This window comes from Burkholderia sp. MSMB0856 (assembly GCF_001524645.2).
Lineage (GTDB): Bacteria > Pseudomonadota > Gammaproteobacteria > Burkholderiales > Burkholderiaceae > Burkholderia > Burkholderia diffusa.
Genome location: NZ_CP013427.1, coordinates 2,777,413 through 2,791,240, shown reverse-complemented (window position 1 = coordinate 2,791,240; position 13,828 = coordinate 2,777,413). Strand labels below are relative to the sequence as shown.

General features: G+C 68.9%; 11 protein-coding genes. 4 read left to right on the top strand and 7 right to left on the bottom strand.

The window, feature by feature from the left end:
- Window positions 1-15 precede the first annotated feature (15 nt).
- Window positions 16-1,290: an EAL domain-containing protein gene (locus WS87_RS14270; protein ID WP_059527773.1), complete on the bottom strand. Its 1,275-nt coding sequence runs from the start codon at window positions 1,288-1,290 to the stop codon at window positions 16-18.
- A gap of 184 nt (window positions 1,291-1,474) precedes the next feature.
- Window positions 1,475-2,914 (bottom strand): multidrug transporter subunit MdtD, encoded by a 1,440-nt coding sequence (mdtD, locus tag WS87_RS14265; protein WP_059690565.1) that lies wholly within the window; start codon window positions 2,912-2,914, stop codon window positions 1,475-1,477.
- Between the two features lie 201 nt (window positions 2,915-3,115).
- Here mdtD and WS87_RS14255 point away from each other — a divergent pair, with 201 nt between their 5' ends.
- Window positions 3,116-3,442, top strand: a complete 327-nt coding sequence (locus tag WS87_RS14255; protein WP_059820856.1) for a DUF2917 domain-containing protein — start codon at window positions 3,116-3,118, stop codon at window positions 3,440-3,442.
- On the opposite strand, the gene WS87_RS14250 is transcribed toward WS87_RS14255, so the two are convergent.
- A complete protein-coding gene (locus WS87_RS14250; RefSeq protein ID WP_059820855.1) occupies window positions 3,415-4,647 on the bottom strand; it encodes a citrate/2-methylcitrate synthase in 1,233 nt (410 codons plus the stop codon). The genes WS87_RS14255 and WS87_RS14250 overlap by 28 nt on opposite strands.
- A 139-nt stretch (window positions 4,648-4,786) precedes the next feature.
- On the opposite strand from WS87_RS14250, the gene WS87_RS14245 reads away from it, so the two are divergent.
- Window positions 4,787-6,178, top strand: a complete 1,392-nt coding sequence (locus tag WS87_RS14245; protein WP_059820854.1) for a CoA transferase — start codon at window positions 4,787-4,789, stop codon at window positions 6,176-6,178.
- A 21-nt stretch (window positions 6,179-6,199) separates the two neighbouring features.
- Here WS87_RS14245 and WS87_RS14240 read toward each other — a convergent pair whose 3' ends face one another.
- Window positions 6,200-6,946: a GntR family transcriptional regulator gene (locus WS87_RS14240; RefSeq protein ID WP_059528318.1), complete on the bottom strand. Its 747-nt coding sequence runs from the start codon at window positions 6,944-6,946 to the stop codon at window positions 6,200-6,202.
- Window positions 6,947-7,114: 168 nt separating this feature from the next.
- Here WS87_RS14240 and WS87_RS14235 point away from each other — a divergent pair, with 168 nt between their 5' ends.
- A complete protein-coding gene (locus WS87_RS14235; protein WP_059820853.1) occupies window positions 7,115-7,960 on the top strand; it encodes an aldo/keto reductase in 846 nt (281 codons plus the stop codon).
- Between the two features lie 35 nt (window positions 7,961-7,995).
- Window positions 7,996-8,967: a hypothetical protein gene (locus WS87_RS34700; RefSeq protein ID WP_162499719.1), complete on the top strand. Its 972-nt coding sequence runs from the start codon at window positions 7,996-7,998 to the stop codon at window positions 8,965-8,967.
- An 827-nt stretch (window positions 8,968-9,794) separates the two neighbouring features.
- On the opposite strand, the gene WS87_RS14220 is transcribed toward WS87_RS34700, so the two are convergent.
- From WS87_RS14220 to WS87_RS14210, 3 genes are all read right to left on the bottom strand, one after another.
- A complete protein-coding gene (locus WS87_RS14220; RefSeq protein ID WP_059820931.1) occupies window positions 9,795-10,805 on the bottom strand; it encodes a HoxN/HupN/NixA family nickel/cobalt transporter in 1,011 nt (336 codons plus the stop codon).
- 184 nt (window positions 10,806-10,989) lie between these two features.
- Window positions 10,990-13,101, bottom strand: coding sequence for an elongation factor G (fusA, locus tag WS87_RS14215; RefSeq protein ID WP_059820930.1), 2,112 nt, complete (start codon window positions 13,099-13,101; stop codon window positions 10,990-10,992).
- 225 nt (window positions 13,102-13,326) lie between these two features.
- Complete coding sequence (locus tag WS87_RS14210; RefSeq protein WP_059820929.1) at window positions 13,327-13,827, bottom strand: DUF192 domain-containing protein; 501 nt, start codon at window positions 13,825-13,827, stop codon at window positions 13,327-13,329.
- Between the last annotated feature and the right edge of the window lies 1 nt (window position 13,828).

Here is a 13,828-nt window from a genome sequence, read left to right as displayed (position 1 = left end):
GCGCGGCGCGCGAACTCATTCGCGGTTGAGCGCCGCTTCCCAGTTGATGTCGACGCACAGCACCTGCATGCCGGTCGCGGCCGGCGCGGCGATCGACGCAGTCACGCACAGGTGCGCTTCGTTGATCGACAGGTACGGCGGCGTCAGATGCACGCGGCCCGGCGCGCGCATCGCGTGGATGAAGTAGGGGCGGCGCTCCCAGCTCGCGCCTTCCGAATGCAGCAGCGGCCGGAAGCGTTTCGCCCGCTGCGATACGCTGCCGCGCGCGAGCACGTTGTCGCCGATCTGGCGGCCCGATGCGTCGAGCAGGAAGCAGCGCGCGGTTTCCGGCAATCCGAGCACGGCGCCGGCGGCGTCGATCAGCGATTCGCCCGCGACGAGCTTCCGGCTCGCTTCCTCCAGCGCGGCGACATACGGCGCGAGGCGTTCGGCCTGCGTGCGCTCGCGTTGCGCGACGCGCAGCCGCAACGCGGCCGACAGCGTATCCATGCAGCCCGCGGCGGCCTGCGGCTGCACGGGGTCGACGCTCGGCCCCGCGAAGTACTGCCCTTGCACGAAATCGACATCGCATTCGAGCGCGATCAGCGCGTCGCGCTCGGTCGAGAGCCCGCCCATCAGCACGAGCTGGCCGGATTCGTGCAGCAGCGACACGAGCCCCGGCAGCACGCGCTCGAGATGCGAGTGTTCGCTCGCTTGGGCGAGGATCCCGCGGTCGAGCGTGACGATGTCGGGATGCAGGTGCCACACGCGGTCGATGTTCGAATGTTTCGCGCCGAAGCCGCCGAGCGCGATCAGGAAGCCGGCCTTGCGCAGGCCGTCGACGATCGCCGCATAGCGCGGCGTCTCGCCGCCCGCCTGCTCGGGCACTTCGAGCACCACGCGATGCGGCGGCAGGCCGAGCGCCTTCAGGTTCGCGAGCAGCGCGTCGCCGTAGACGGTGTCCATCAGCGCGGCCGGATGCAGGCTCAGGAAGAGCCATTCGTCGTGACTGTCGAACGCGTGGAAGTTGCCGAGATGCAGCGATTCGGCGAGCCGGCCGAGCTCGAGCAGGTCGCCGCGCCGCGCCGCCTGCGTGAACACCTCGTGCGACGCGACTTGGCGGCTGTCCTCGTCGTGCGCGCGCAGCGACGCGTGGTAGCCGATCGCGCGGCGGTGCGACACCGAGAAAACGGGCTGGAACACGCTGAACACGGTGTACGCACCGTACAGCACGGTGCGCCGCTTGCCGTCGTCGCCGGCGACGGGGCGGGGCGGCTGAAAGCCGGGTGGATCGATGTCGATCATGCTCATGATGTCGGCCGAAGGAAGACTGCCAGTTTACCTACAGAATAGGCGAGCAAGAAGCATGCACGGCATCGGGCCCCGTGCGGACGCCCCGTCGCGGTCGCCGGGCGCCGCGCTGCGCAGCCATGTTGCACCGACATGGTGCGCGGCGCGCCGTCGTGGGGTTTCCCGGCACGGCGCGCGTCGTGCGTCACGCGCGCTCGGACGGATCGGTCTTGTGCTGCGCGCGGGCGCGGATCTCGGGTGCTAGCTGCGCGAAGATCCACGCCGACGCGGCCGTGATGATCCCGACGCAGATGAAGGTCGCGTGGAACGCCGGCAGCGTGTTGCTCGGCGTCACCGTGCGCAGCATTCCGGTGAAGGTGGCGAGCAGCGCGCCCGCGACCGTGACGCCGAGGCTCATCGACAGCATCTGCACGAGCGAGAACAGGCTGTTGCCGCTGCTCGCGCCGCCGGTGCCGAGATCCTTCAGCGTCAGCGTGTTCATCGCGGTGAACTGCATCGAGTTGAAACCGCCGAACAGCGCGAGATGGACGACCTTCACCCACACGGGCACCGTGTCGCGCATCAGGGCGAAGCTCGCCATCATCACGCCGACCATGATCGTGTTCACGAGCAGTACCTTGCGGTAGCCGTGCTGCGTGATCAGCCGCGTGATGATCCGCTTCGAGAACATCCCGGCCGCCGCGACCGGCAGCATCATCAGCCCGGCCTCGAATGCCGAATAACCGAGGCTCACCTGCAGCAGCAGCGGGATCAGGTACGGCATCGCGCCGCTGCCGATCCGCGCGAACAGGTTGCCGAGCAGGCCGACGCTGAACGTGTGGATCTTGAACAGTTCGAGCGAGAAGATCGGCTGCGGCGCGCGCACCGCGTACAGCCCGTACGCGACGAAGCACGCGAGGCTCAGGATCAGCAGCACGAGCACGGCCGCGTGCTGCATGCCGAGATCGGCGAGCCCGTCGAGCGACAGCGAGATCGCGACCATCCCGATCGTCAGCAGCAGATAGCCCTTCAGGTCGAAGCGGCCGACGGCCGGGTTGCGCGCGTCGGGCATCGAGTAGAAGGTCGCGACGCAGCCGGCGATGCCGACCGGCACGTTGATCAGGAAGATCCAGTGCCACGACGCGATCTTCACGAGCCAGCCGCCGAGCGTTGGCCCGATCAGAGGACCGATCAGCCCGGGGACCGCGACGAACGACAGCGCGGCCAGGTAGCGTTCGGCCGGGAACGTGCGCAGCACGGCGAGCCGCCCGACCGGCAACAGCATCGCGCCGCCCACCCCCTGCACGACGCGGAACACGACGAGCTGCGACAGCGTATGCGCGTTCGCGCACAGCAACGAACCGAGCGAGAACACCAGGATCGCGCTGAAGAACACGCGCCGCGTGCCGAACGTGTCGGCGAGCCAGCCCGAGACGGGAATCATCACCGCCATCGTCAGCGAGTATGCGATCACGACCGACTGCATCCGCAACGGCGATTCGCCGAGGCTCGCGGCCATCGACGGCAGCGCCGTGTTGACGATCGTCGCATCGAGCGTCTGCATGAAGAAGCCCGTCGCAACGAGCCAGAGCATCACGGTGAGGTTCTTTTCGCCGGGAGCGGCGGCGGGCGGGCGTTGGAACATGGGGACGGAACCGAGGGCGCGGGACAGCCGCCATTGTAGGCAAAGCCGCCGTTCCACGCAGGATCAGCAACGGGTGCGCCAGACGCCCGTCCGTCAGCCGACCGGTACAGTTCAGCCGAAAGTGTCTGCAGGCGTATCTGTCCGTATGTTGCCGCTGTCCGAAATACTGGTGTCATCGACCCACGCGACCCGGAGGCGGCCATGCGAGAACTGCGACTCTACGAAATGGACGGCAACGAGCCGGCCGCGCGGTGGCGGATCGTCGATCGCACCGCGCTGCAGGTCGCGGACGGCGATCTGTGGGTGACGATCGAGGGCCGGCCCGACGATCACTGGCTGCGCGCCGGCGAGACGCTGGCGCTGCTGCCCGGCATGCGCGTATGGATCAGCGCGGCGGCGGGCGGCGCGGTGTTCGCGTTCGGCCCTCAGGTGGCGCCGGCCCCGCAGGCCGCGCCGATCGCGTGGCGACGGTTCGCCGCCGCATGGCGCGGCGGCCGTGGTCAGGCAGCCGCGTCGCTGCCGATGTAGCGCGCGCGGGGCCGGATCAGCTTGCCGTCCGCATATTGTTCGAGCGCGTGTGCGATCCAGCCCGCGGTGCGGCCGGCCGCGAACAGCGTGAACGCGGCGCCGTCCGGCAGCGCAAGCGTGCGTTCCAGCACCGCGAGCGCGAAATCGATCGACGGTCGCAGGCCGGTCGCCGCCTCGACGCGCGCGGCGATCGCACGGGCCATGCATAGCGGCGTCCGGTCGGGCAGCATCGCGTGCAGCGCATCGAGCAACGCGCGGGCGCGCGGGTCACCGTCGGGATAGAGCGGGTGCGCGAAACCGGACAGCGCGGTGCGTGCACCGTCCGCCCGTTCGTCGTGCGCGACGCGCAGCGCGAGGTAGCGGTCGAGGTCGGCGGCGCGCGCCGCTTCGTCGAGCAGCGCGCCCGCGCGGAACGTCTCGCCGCCGTGGCGTGGGCCCGACAGCGCCGCGAGCCCGCCCGCGATCGCACCGAACAGGTGAGTGCCGGTCGACGCGATGCAGCGCACCGCAAAGGACGACGGGTTCAGTTCATGATCGGCGCACAGCACGAGCGCGCGGCGCAGCAGGTCGGCTTCGTCGCGTCGCCGCAGCCGCCATGCCGCGGCGAGCTGCCGATGCACGGGGGTGTCGCCCGGCGCGATGCCGGCCAGCGCGGCCGTCGTCACGCGCAGCAGCAGCGTGGCCGCGTCGAACTGCGCGTCGCGCCCCTGCGCCCACAGGCGCGGCAGCGACGCGGCCGCGGCGGGGAGCAGCACCAGCGTGCGCTCGAGCGGCGCGAGATGTGCCCAGCGGCGAGCCCAGTCGTCCCACTGCGCGGTGTCGAATCCGGTCGACGCGAGCGATGTCGCGCCAAGCCGCGCGGGCGGACAATTCCACAGCAGTGCGGCCGCTTCCTCGAGCGTCGCGTCGTTCGCGAGTGCGATCGCATCGGCGCCGCGATAGTGCAGGCGGCCGTCGGCGATCTGCGTGATCCGCGATTCGAGTACGGGCACGCCCCAGTCGAGCGAGCGTTCGGCGACGCCGCCCGCACGTTTCGCGTCGGCGCGACGGCGTGCGAGCAGGCGCACCTCGTCCGCGTCGTAGCGGCGGCGCTTGCTCGCGCCGTCGGGCAGCGAGCGCAGCAGGCCGCGGCTCACATACGCGTAAAGGGTGCTCACGCTGACACCGAGGATGCCGGCGGCTTCCGGCGCGCTGAGGGACGTCATGCCGATCGCTCCTGTCGGGGCGCATGAAGCGCGGCCCGGCTACAACTATTCGTTATGCATTGATTCGCGCAATCAAGATTGATCGCGCCCGTCGCGAATTCTAGACTCGAATCCGTCTCCTCAACGGTTCGTTTCCACCATGACACCCGAACTCGCATTGACCCGCTTGTGGCAACTCGCGCACGGCGAACCCGGCGCGCTGGCCCGCGCGGCCGTGACGGGGCAGGACCCGACGCTGCCGTCGACGTTCCACGTCGGCACGCTCGCCGCGGCGACGATCGCGGCAGCCGGGCTCGCGGCGGCGGAATGCCACCGGCTGCGCACGGGCATCGCGCAGCGCGTCGACGTATCGATGCGCGACGCGCTCGTCGCATTCCGGAGCGAACGCTACCTGCGCGTGGACGACGGCCTGCCGCCCGAGCCGCGCCATCCGGTGACGGGCTTCTACGACACGCGCGACGGACGCTGGATCCAGCTGCATGCGAACTTTCCGCATCACCTGCACGGGATTCTCGACGTGCTGGGCTGCGGTCCGCAGCGTGACGACGTTGCGGCCGCGATCCGCACGTGGGACGGCGCGGCGCTCGATACCGCGCTGGCCGAGGCCGGCCTGTGCGCGGCATTGATCAGAACCCCTGACGAATGGGCGGCGCACGACCAGGCACGCGCGCTCGCGTCGCTGCCATTGTTCGAGATCGAGCGGATCGGCGACGCGCCCGTCGAGGCGATCGGCCGCGGCGAGCCCGACCAGCCGCTCGCGGGCGTGCGCGTGCTCGATCTCACGCGCATCATCGCGGGGCCGGTCGCGGGCCGCACGCTGGCATCGCACGGTGCGCAGACGCTGCTCGTCAACGGTCCGCACCTGCCGAACATCGCATCGCTCGTGATCGACAACGGGCGCGGCAAGCGTTCGACGTGGATCGACCTGCGCGAGGCGGCCGGTGTTGCCACGCTGCGTGAGCTTGCACGCGACGCCGATGTATTCCTGCAGGCCTATCGCCCCGGCGCGCTCGCGGCGCGCGGGTTCTCGCCGCAGGCGCTGGCGGAATTGCGGCCCGGCATCGTGTGCGTGTCGGTATCCGCGTACGGGCATGCGGGGCCGTGGTCGATGCGGCGCGGCTTCGACAGCCTCGTGCAGTCGGCGAGCGGTATCGCCTGGCACGAACAACATGCCGCGCACGCGGACGGGCCGCGCCATCTGCCGTGCCAGGCGCTCGATCATGCGACGGGTTATCTCGCGGCGTTCGGCGCGATGATCGCGCTCGCGCGCCGTGCGACGGAAGGAGGGAGCTGGCACGTGCGGCTGTCGCTCGCGCAGACGGGGCGCTGGCTGCAATCGTTCGGCACGGTGCCGGACGGCCTGCATGCACCGGATTTCACGTTCGACGACGTGCGCGACCGGATCGACCGGACCGCTTCGCCGTTCGGCGTGATCGATGCCGTGCGTCCGGCCGAACGCCTGTCGGCGACACCGCCGCGATTCACGCGGCCGCCCGTGCCGCTCGGCACGGACGAAGCGCGCTGGCGATGAGCGCCGGCGGCGCCGCGCGCATTACTTGCGCAGCTCGACGACGAAGTCGTAGTAGTCGTTGCGGCAGTAGGTATCGGTGAGCTCGATCGCGCGCTGGTCGGCCGTATAGCCGATTCGCGTGATCAGCAGCAGCGCGTCGTGCGGTGCGATGCCCATCTGCTGCGCGATCTCGTCGGTCGCGTTGACCGCGCGGAAATGCTGCAGCGCGCGCACGATCGGCGTGCCGCGTGCTTCGAGATAGCTGTACAGCGAACCGCCGATCGCTTGCGGATCGGGAATCAGCGTGGCGGGGAACGTCGAGTTCTCGACGGCCATCACGATGCCGTCGGCGAGACGCAGGCGTTTCAGCCGTGTAACCGACGCGGCCGGCGACAGGCCGAGCTGGATGACTTCGTCGCGGTTCGCCGGCTGAATCTCGCGTTCGAGCCACTGCGAGCTCGGCTTGAAGCCACGGCGCTCGAGCATCTCGCTGAAGCTCGACAGCCGCGACAGCGGATCCTCGTAGCGCGGCTGGATGAAGTTGCCGGCGCCTTGCGTGCGGCGGATCAAGCCCTGCTCGACAAGCAGCGCGATCGCCTTGCGCGCGGTGATGCGCGACACGCCGAGCGCTTCGGACAGCACGCGTTCGGACGGCAGCGCCTCGCCGGCCGCCCAGCGATTGTCGTGGATCGCGTCGCCGAGCTTGCGGGCGAGCTGCAGGTAGAGCGGCGTATCGTTCTCGGGGTCGGGGCGCAGGTCCTGCCAGCGGTCGTCCGTGGGTGCCTTCATGGAATGGGTATCGATCAGATTGCCGGCCATTCTAAGTCATCATGCGGCGCCGTTATATCCGGTTTTTGCCGTGCAGCAGGTGGACGCCGCACCGATTGACTACACTGATGCGTCGTATTCGATGCTACGGCCGCGGGTGCGCGGCCGCCAATCCGCAGCGAGGAGCGCATGACAGACACGATCGCCACGGTCGTCTTGCCGGACGGCGAGACCATTCCGAAGCTCGGCCTGGGCACATGGGAAATGGGCGAGCGGCCCGCGCGTCGCGCGGACGAGATCACCGCATTGCGCGAAGGAATCGCGCTCGGGATGACGCTGGTCGACACCGCGGAGATGTACGGCGACGGCGCGACCGAGGTGCTCGTCGGCGAGGCGCTGACCGGATTGCGCGACGGCGTGTTCCTTGTCAGCAAGGTGTATCCGCATCATGCGAGCCGGCGTGGCGTCGTCGCCGCGTGCGAAGCGAGCCTCAAGCGTTTGCGTACCGACCGTCTCGACCTGTACCTGCTGCACTGGCGTGGTTCGGTGCCGCTCGAGGAGACGGTCGAAGGATTCGAGGCGCTGCGGCGCGCGGGCAAGATCCGCCATTGGGGCGTCAGCAACTTCGATACGGCCGACATGGCGGAACTCGTCGACGAGGCGGGCGGCGGCGCGTGCGCGACCAACCAGATCCTCTACAACATCGCGCGGCGCGGCCCGGAATTCGATCTGCTGCCATGGCTCGCCAAGCACCGGATGCCGGCGATGGCATACAGCCCGGTCGATCACGGGCGGCTGCCGAAGCGTTCGCCGCTCGACGAGATCGCGCGGCAACGCGGTGTGTCGGTGATGCGCGTCGCGCTTGCCTGGGTGCTCGCGCGGCCGGGTGTATTCGCGATCCCGAAGGCGTCGCGGATCGAACACGTTCGCGACAATCGCGCGGCGCTCGATTTCGTGTTGAGCGATGACGAGCGCGCGCAACTCGACGGCTATTTCCGTCCGCCGCGCAGCAAGCGCGCGCTCGAAATGCTCTGATCGTACCGGGTCAGGCGATGCGTCGGTCAGTGGCCATGGCCACCGGCCGATCCGCCGTTGCCGCCGGCGCCGCCATTGCCGTTCCCGACACCGTTGGCACCGCCGTTGCCGGCGCCGCCGCTCCCGTTGCCATTACCGTTGCCGCCGCCGTTGCCGTGGCCACCGTTGCCGTGGCCACCGTTGCCGCTGCCGCCACCATTACCGTGACCGCCGTTGCCACCGCCGGTACCGCCGCTGCCGCCGCCACCGTTGCCACCGCCGGTACCGCCACCGCTGCCGCCACCGCTGCCGCCGCCGCCGCCGCCGCCGTTGCCGCTGCCGTTGCCGCCACCATTACCGTGACCGCCGTTGCCACCGCCGGTACCGCCACCGCTGCCGCCACCGCTGCCGCCGCCGCTGCCGCCGCCGCCGCCGCCGCCGCTGCCGTTGCCGCCACCATTGCCGTGACCGCCGTTGCCACCGCCGTTGCCACCGCCGCTGCCACCGCCGCTGCCACCGCCGGTACCGCCACCATTACCGTGACCGCCGTTGCCGCCGCCGGTACCGCCGCTGCCGCCACCATTACCGTGACCGCCGTTGCCACCGCCGCTGCCACCGCCGGTACCGCCACCATTACCGTGACCGCCGTTGCCGCCGCCGGTACCGCCGCTGCCGCCACCATTACCGTGACCGCCGTTGCCACCGCCGCTGCCACCGCCGGTACCGCCACCATTACCGTGACCGCCGTTGCCGCCGCCGGTACCGCCGCCGCTGCCGCCACCATTACCGTGACCACCACCGCCGCCGCCGTTACCGCCGCCGTTACCACCGCCCCCATGCCCACCCGAGGAGCCGCCGCCCGAGGAGCCACCACCCGAGGAGCCACCACCCGAGGAGCCACCACCCGAGGAGCCACCACCCGAGGAGCCACCACCCGAGGAGCCACCACCCGAGGAGCCACCACCCGAGGAGCCGCCACCCGAGGAGCCGCCACCCGAGGAGCCACCACCCGAGGAGCCGCCCCCTGAGGAACCACCACCCGAGGAGCCACCACCCGAGGAGCCACCACCCGAGGAGCCACCACCCGAGGAGCCGCCACCCGAGGTACCGCCACCCGAGGTACCACCACCCGAAGTGCCGTTACCCGAGGTCCCGCCACCTTTACCCCCGTTGCCTGATGCACCGCCGCTACGACCTGTTCCGCTCGTACCACCGGATGTCGCCCCGATCGATCCACCGACGCCCGCAGGCCCGACGGCGCCGCTTCCGCCATTCCCGCTGTTCCCCGGGCTGCTACTGCCGGAGGTGCTTCCTGCACCGCTGCCCACAGCGCCGCGGCCGGCATATATGTGTACCGCGCAAGCAGCCGGACCTGCGGCGCAGGACGCCGAGTCCTCGGCGAGCATCATGACGGGGTCTGCGCTGGCGGTCGGGTCGGACGCGACGTCGGGCATCGAGTCCTGAGCAATCGCGTAAGAACAGCAGCACGCAAACGCGGCTGCGGCCAGCAGGGTCGTGCGATAGCACCGGCCCGCCGCGCGGGACCGTTGATTCGTTCTGCTCATTATTGATCTCCCCGATGCGCGCGATGCCTCGTCACGCGCGACCATCAACGTGTGATGCAGGGGACCAGCAACGATGCATTGTCGTATCGGCGGCCGATGCGTGTCGGACTGGCGTCGGAGGCCAGCCGGGAACACGAATCGGCCCGCGGGCCCGCCGTGCGAATCCCTAACTGCGAGATTCGTGCCAACGGCCGGCCGTGTCCGTGGCGCAAGGCGCGCACGTATCGCGTGACAGCGCGTGATACGCCGTCGTGAGCTTTTTGTTTCCGAAATGAAACGTCTGACTACGTCTATCGCGCCGTCGTGTCGGCAGCGCGCGGCCAGCGATGGCAGAGGATCGACGCGATCCAGGCGACGAGAAACAGCGCGACGATGCCGTAACCGATCGCGCCGAAGCGCGCGCCAAGCGCGTCGAGCACATCGCGTACGGGGCCCGTCAGCGACAGCTTGTCGGCGAGCAGGCTGGCGGCCTCGATCCCGCCGACCGCCAGTGCGACGGCGGCCGACAGCAGCGTGATGCTCGCGTTGTAGAGCAGCTTGCGCCGCGGATCGTCCATCGCCCAGCCGTACGCATGGATCATCAGCACATTGTCGGTCGAGTCGATCAGCGTCATGCCGGCCGCGAACAGTGCGGGAAACAGCATGACCGAATGGATCGGCAGCGCGTGGCTCGCCTGCGTGGCCGCGATCGCGAGCAACGCGATTTCTGTTGCAGTATCGAAACCGAGGCCGAACAGCACGCCGACCGGATACATGTGCCAGCTTTTCGACACGAACCGGAACAGCGGGCGCAGCAGCCGCGATACGAGGCCGCTCGCGCGATGCGTGTGCGCAGCGCCGTGAGCCGCGTCCGGTGCGCCGCGATAGCGCCGCCACACGTCGCGCAGGATCGCCAGGTTCATGCACGCGAGCACGAGCAGGAAGGTCGCGGACACCGCCGTGCCGATCGTGCCGCCGATCTCGCGGAATGCGTCGAAGCGGTCGCGCAGCGCGAACGCGCTCAGCGCGATGCCGAGCGTCGCGACGACCACGATCGTCGAATGGCCGAGCGAGAAGAACAGGCCGACCGTCACCGGACGCTGGCCGTCCTGCATCAGCTTGCGCGTCGCGACGTCGATCGCGGCGATGTGATCGGCGTCGACCGCATGACGCAGCCCGAGGCCGTACGCGATCGCCGCGGTGCCCAGCAGCAGCGGATGGTCGTGCAGCACCGCGAGCGCCCACAGCCAGACGGCGACATTTGCGGCGATCAGGCCGGCATACAGCATCAGCAGGCGGCGCAGGGCAGGGGTGGGCGGCATCGGGGTGGTTCCATCGGACGAATCGCGATGCATTGTGGCATGCGCAAAAATGGCCTGGCGTGCCGATCAAAAACGGCGTCGGGGCGTCGGCTACCGGCCGTGCCGCGTTGGACGGATGAAAAAAAGGCCCGTCCGGAACCGGACGGGCCTGAGGTCTGCGCGCAGCAGGGCGCGCGCCCCGCGCTTACTTCACTTTCGCGTTGATCACGCCTTCCGACACGTTCGCCGGCGTTTCCGCGTACTGCTTGAACTCCATCGTGTACGTCGCACGACCTTGCGTCGCCGAGCGCAGCGACGTCGAATAGCCGAACATCTCGGCAAGCGGCACCTCGGCGCGCACCAGCTTGCCGCCGCCGCCCGCGATGTCCTCCATCCCCTGCACGATGCCGCGCCGGCTCGACAGGTCGCCCATCACGTTGCCCATGAAGTCCTCGGGCGTCTCGACCTCGACCGCCATCATCGGCTCGAGCAGCACCGGCTTCGCACGGCGCATCGCTTCCTTGAACGCCATCGAGCCGGCCATCCGGAACGCGTTTTCGTTCGAGTCGACGTCGTGGTACGAGCCGAACGTCAGGTGCACCTTCACGTCGACGACCGGGTAGCCCGCGAGCACGCCGCTCTTCAGCGTTTCGATGATGCCCTTGTCGACGGCCGGGATGAATTCGCGCGGAATCACGCCGCCCTTGATCTCGTCGAGGAACTCGTAGCCCTTGCCGGGGTTCGGCTCCAGCGTGATCACCGCATGCCCGTACTGGCCGCGCCCGCCCGACTGCTTGACGAACTTACCTTCGACATCGGCCGCCGTCGTGCGCACCGTTTCGCGATACGCGACCTGCGGCTTGCCGACCGTCGCCTCGACGCCGAACTCGCGCTTCATCCGGTCGACCAGGATTTCGAGGTGCAGCTCGCCCATCCCCGAGATGATCGTCTGGCCGGATTCCTCGTCGGTCTGCACGCGGAACGACGGATCTTCCTGCGCGAGACGGTTCAGCGCGAGGCCCATCTTTTCCTGGTCGGCCTTCGTCTTCGGCTCGACGGCCTGCGAGATCACCGGCTCCGGGAATTCCATCTTCTCGAGGATGATCGGCTTGGTCGGATCGCACAGCGTGTCGCCCGTCGTCGCTTCCTTCAGGCCGACCGCCGCCGCGATGTCGCCCGCGCGCACTTCCTTGATTTCCTTGCGCTCGTTCGCATGCATCTGAAGGATCCGGCCGAGCCGCTCCTTCTTGTCCTTCGTCGCGTTCAGGACCGTGTCGCCCGATTCGACGACACCCGAATACACGCGGAAGAAGATCAGCTGGCCGACGAACGGGTCGGTCATGATCTTGAACGCGAGCGACGAGAACGGCTCGTCGTCGCTCGGATGACGTTCCGCCGGCTTCTCCGGATCGTGGAAGTCGTGGCCGAGGATCGCGGGCACGTCGACCGGCGACGGCAGGTAGTCGATCACCGCGTCGAGCATCGCCTGCACGCCCTTGTTCTTGAACGCGCTGCCGCACAGCATCGGCACGATCTCGTTCGCGATCGTGCGCTGGCGCAGCGCGGCCTTGATCTCGTCCTCGGTCAGCGATTCATGGTCGTGCAGGTACTTCTCGAGCAGTTCCTCGCTGGCTTCCGCGGCGGCTTCGACCATCTTCTCGCGCCATTCGTGCGCGAGCTCGACGAGATTCGCCGGGATGTCCTCGTACGTGAATTTCACGCCCTGGCTTTCGTCGTCCCAGACGATGGCCTTCATCTTCACGAGATCGACGACGCCCTGGAAATGATCTTCCGCGCCGATCGGAATCTGGATCGGCACGGCGACGCCCTTCAGACGCTCGCCGATCTGGCGCTGCACGCGGAAGAAGTCCGCGCCGATGCGGTCCATCTTGTTGACGAACGCGATGCGCGGCACCTTGTACTTGTTCGCCTGGCGCCACACGGTTTCGGATTGCGGCTGCACGCCGCCGACCGAGTCGTAGACCATGCACGCACCGTCGAGCACGCGCATCGAGCGCTCGACCTCGATCGTGAAGTCGACGTGCCCGGGGGTGTCGATGATGTTGATCCGGTGTTCCGGATAGTTGCCGGCCATGCCCTTCCAGAAGGCCGTGGTCGCGGCCGACGTGATCGTGATGCCGCGTTCCTGCTCCTGCTCCATCCAGTCCATCGTGGCCGCGCCGTCGTGCACTTCACCGATCTTGTGGCTCACGCCGGTGTAAAACAGGATGCGCTCGGTCGTCGTGGTCTTGCCGGCATCGATGTGAGCGCTGATCCCGATATTGCGATAGCGCTCGATGGGGGTTTTGCGGGGCACGTGAACCTCCTGGTGGTTCGGATCGTAAGCGGGCCGGCTGCACCGGCCCGGGCTGGAACTAGCGAGATTTAAAGCATAGCGCTTGTCCGTGGCTTTTGCAGATGCGGGCAGCATTGGCCGAATCAAGGCGCGCGTCGCCGTCGGCCGGCGAAAAAAAACCGGCGCCCAACACAAGAATGGGCGGCCGGCTTCGGTCGACGTGCGGCGGCGCCGCGGCAGTGGCCGTTACTGGGCCTTGGGCAGGCCTTCGAGCTTCATGCCAGGCTTGATGCCCTTCGCCGCGAACCAGCCCTTGCTCATTTCGAGCGCATAGACGCCGTTGTTGCGCGGGCAGTGGTTGTCGGTCGTCTCGGCCTTCATCTCGTCGATGTCGGTGATCGTGCCGTCCGCGCGGATGAACGCGATCGACAGCGGGATCAGCGTGTTCTTCATCCAGAAGCAGTGCACGGCGTTCTCGTTGAACACGAACAGCATGCCTTCGTTCGGCGCGAGTTGCGACCGGTACATCAGTCCCTGTTCGCGGTCGGCGTCGTTCGCGGCGACGGCCGCGTCGATCACGTACATGCCGGCGCGCAGCTTCGCGCGCGGGAACTCGCTCGGCTGCTTGGCGCCGGGCGGCATCTGCGCGTGGGAGGTCTGCATGCCGAGCGCGAGGACGGCGAGCGCGGCGGGAAACACGGCGGCGCGCGCAAGGCGGCCGAGCGACGAGCGCAGGGAGAATCGCACA

Bases quoted from the DNA above. Each gene is read 5' to 3' on its own strand.
- WS87_RS14240 (WP_059528318.1), bottom strand. From the start codon at position 6,946: ATGAAGGCACCCACGGACGACCGCTGGCAGGACCTGCGCCCCGACCCC.
- WS87_RS34700 (WP_162499719.1), top strand. From the start codon at position 7,996: ATGGCCACCGGCCGATCCGCCGTTGCCGCCGGCGCCGCCATTGCCGTT.
- WS87_RS14245 (WP_059820854.1), top strand. From the start codon at position 4,787: ATGACACCCGAACTCGCATTGACCCGCTTGTGGCAACTCGCGCACGGC.
- WS87_RS14255 (WP_059820856.1), top strand. From the start codon at position 3,116: ATGCGAGAACTGCGACTCTACGAAATGGACGGCAACGAGCCGGCCGCG.
- WS87_RS14270 (WP_059527773.1), bottom strand. From the start codon at position 1,290: ATGAGCATGATCGACATCGATCCACCCGGCTTTCAGCCGCCCCGCCCC.
- WS87_RS14250 (WP_059820855.1), bottom strand. From the start codon at position 4,647: ATGACGTCCCTCAGCGCGCCGGAAGCCGCCGGCATCCTCGGTGTCAGC.
- WS87_RS14235 (WP_059820853.1), top strand. From the start codon at position 7,115: ATGACAGACACGATCGCCACGGTCGTCTTGCCGGACGGCGAGACCATT.
- mdtD (WP_059690565.1), bottom strand. From the start codon at position 2,914: ATGTTCCAACGCCCGCCCGCCGCCGCTCCCGGCGAAAAGAACCTCACC.
- WS87_RS14220 (WP_059820931.1), bottom strand. From the start codon at position 10,805: ATGCCGCCCACCCCTGCCCTGCGCCGCCTGCTGATGCTGTATGCCGGC.